Origin of the sequence: Bradyrhizobium sp. SHOUNA76 (genome assembly GCF_023006445.1) — a bacterium.
Classification (GTDB): Bacteria; Pseudomonadota; Alphaproteobacteria; order Rhizobiales; family Xanthobacteraceae; genus Bradyrhizobium.
Map to the genome: position 1 here is coordinate 1 of NZ_JALBHA010000730.1, position 2,312 is coordinate 2,312.

The following is a 2,312-nucleotide window of genomic DNA, read 5'->3' on the forward strand; positions in this document are numbered from 1 at the left end:
GGCTGGCAACCGCGGTCAGCGTCGCGCCCGGCACCGCGGCGATCGCGCCGACATGCTGGTCGCGCGCGATCTTGCCGAAGCCGACGATGGCGATCCGAAGTTCCGTCACGAACTCTCTCCAGATTCCGCGGATGGCAACGCCTCGGACGGCGCGGTCTCGATCACGGCGCCCTCGTGGCGATGCATGCCGTTGTGAATGACGAAGACCATCGCCTCCGAGGCTGCCTCGGCATCGCCCGCTGCGATGGCATCGACGATCTTCTGATGCCAGAGCAGCACGGTTTCGCGGTCCTCCAGCTCGACCGGTGCGCTGAGCAGGAACGAGGCGCGCAGAGCCGCCTCGATGACGTGGCCGATCGAACGCATGAACAGATTGCCGGAGGCGCGCGCCACGGCGACGTGAAGCGCGAGATCGGCATCGGCAAAGCCGACGGAATCGGAGGCTTCAAGACGCATACGGTCCATACAGCGGCGAAGCTCGACGAGATCTTCCTCCGACCTCTGCGCCGCCGCAAGCATTGCGGCGCGCGGCTCGACAGCCAGACGTATTTCCGCAAGGTCGTTGAGGAAGCGCTTGTCGATGCCGGCGTCCAAGTGCCAGGCCAGCACGTCGGCGTCGAACATGTTCCAGGCCGCGCGTTCGCGCACGACGGTGCCGACGCGCGCCTTGGTGGTGAGCAGGCCTTTGGCGACCAGGGTCTTCACGCTCTCCCGCAGCACCGGCCGCGACACGCCGAACATCGCGATCATCTCGGCATCGCCCGGCAGACGCGTTCCCTCCGCGTAGCGGCCGGCGATGATGTCGATGCCGATCGAGCGGGCGACCTCCGCATGGTTGGAGTGAGCCCGTCGCGTCGGGATGACGACGATGCGCGAGGTCATGTCGCGGCTCCCAAGCTCTTCGTTACCGGCCGGCGCGCGAGCGCGACCAACCCCTGCTGCAAGGCGATGAAGGCGAACAGCAAAACGCCGGTCGCGATCTTGGTCCACCAGCTCGACAGCGTACCATCGAAATTGATGTAGGTCTGGATCAGGCCCTGGATCAGCACGCCGAGGAAGGTGCCGATCACCGAGCCCTGCCCCCCCGTGAGCAGCGTGCCGCCGATCACGACGGCCGCGATGGTGTCGAGCTCGACGCCGACGGCAGAGAGCGAGTAGCCGGCGCTGGTGTAGAAGGAGAACACGATGCCGGCGATCCCTGCCAGCAGGCTGGACAGCATGTAGATCTTGATCGTCATCTTGCCCACAGCAACGCCCATCAGGCTCGCGGCGGCCCGGCTGCCGCCGAGCGCATAGACATTGGCGCCGAACCGGGTGAGCTGCAGCAGCAAGGCTCCGCCGATGACGATCACGAGCATGATGATCGCGATCGCCGTCAATCTGCCGCCGCCGGGCATCCGCAGCGCGAAGTCGGAAACCGTCGAATAGACGGGTGCCGTGATCGGCACCGATTCCGTGGACAGCAGGAAGCTCGCGCCGCGCGCCAGGAACATGCCGGCGAGCGTCACGATGAACGGTGGTAGATCGAAGACATGGATCACGGCTCCCATCGCCGCGCCAAAGGCTGCCGAGAGCGTGAGGATGGCAACGAAGGCGACCAGCGGCGGCATGCCCCAGCGCTCGACCGCGAGCGCGACGAAGACGGTGGTGAATCCGATCACCGAGCCGACCGAGAGATCGATGCCGCCGGAGATGATGACGAAGGTCATGCCGGTCGCGACGATGCCGAGGAAGGCGTTGTCGGTGAGGAGATTGCCGACCACGCGGGTCGAGGCGATGTTGGGGAATTGCACCGCGCAGAGCGCAAAGCCTGCGACGAGCACGATGGCCGTGATCAGGACGGGCGGCAGGCCTTTCATGCTTTGGTCCTCCGCAGCCGCGCAACGATGCCAGCAGAACCGGTCAGCTTCGGCGATTGCAACAGCAGCACCGCGAGCACCACCACCGCCTTGACCAGCAAGTTGAATTCCGGCGGATAGCCGGACAGCAAGATTCCAGTGTTCATGGTCTGGATGATAAGTGCTCCAAGCACGGCGAGCACGAGGCTGAAGCGGCCGCCGAACAGCGAGGTGCCGCCGATCACCACGGCCAGGATCGCGTCGAGCTCGAGCCAGAGGCCGGCATTGTTGGCATCCGCGCCCATGATGTCGGCCGCCGCGATCACGCCGGCGAGCGCGGCGCAGACGCCGCACCAGACATAGACCGCCTTGACCAGCAAGTTGAATTCCGGCGGATAGCCGGACAGCAAGATTCCAGTGTTCATGGTCTGGATGATAAGTGCTCCAAGCACGGCGAGCACGAGGCTGAAGCGG

General features: G+C 65.6%; 3 protein-coding genes and 1 pseudogene. All 4 read right to left on the reverse strand.

The window, feature by feature from the left end; translation table 11 throughout:
- A pseudogene (locus MOV74_RS36255) lies at positions 1–109 on the reverse strand (gfo/Idh/MocA family oxidoreductase); the annotation flags it as partial.
- Positions 106–882 carry a FadR/GntR family transcriptional regulator gene (locus tag MOV74_RS36260; RefSeq protein WP_246932088.1) on the reverse strand — a complete coding sequence of 259 codons (777 nt, stop codon included), beginning with the start codon at positions 880–882 and terminating at the stop codon, positions 106–108. The gene MOV74_RS36260 and the pseudogene MOV74_RS36255, both read right to left, overlap by 4 nt.
- A complete protein-coding gene (gene yjfF, locus MOV74_RS36265; RefSeq protein WP_246932090.1) occupies positions 879–1,859 on the reverse strand; it encodes a galactofuranose ABC transporter, permease protein YjfF in 981 nt (326 codons plus the stop codon). Before yjfF ends, MOV74_RS36260 begins: the two co-directional genes overlap by 4 nt.
- On the reverse strand, positions 1,856–2,312 hold a 457-nt coding region (locus MOV74_RS36270; RefSeq protein ID WP_404979228.1), incomplete at its 5' end, for an ABC transporter permease subunit. The genes yjfF and MOV74_RS36270, both read right to left, overlap by 4 nt.

Coding starts and splice junctions, on each gene's coding strand:
- yjfF (WP_246932090.1), bottom strand. CDS start 1,859: ATGAAAGGCCTGCCGCCCGTCCTGATCACGGCCATCGTGCTCGTCGCA.
- MOV74_RS36260 (WP_246932088.1), bottom strand. CDS start 882: ATGACCTCGCGCATCGTCGTCATCCCGACGCGACGGGCTCACTCCAAC.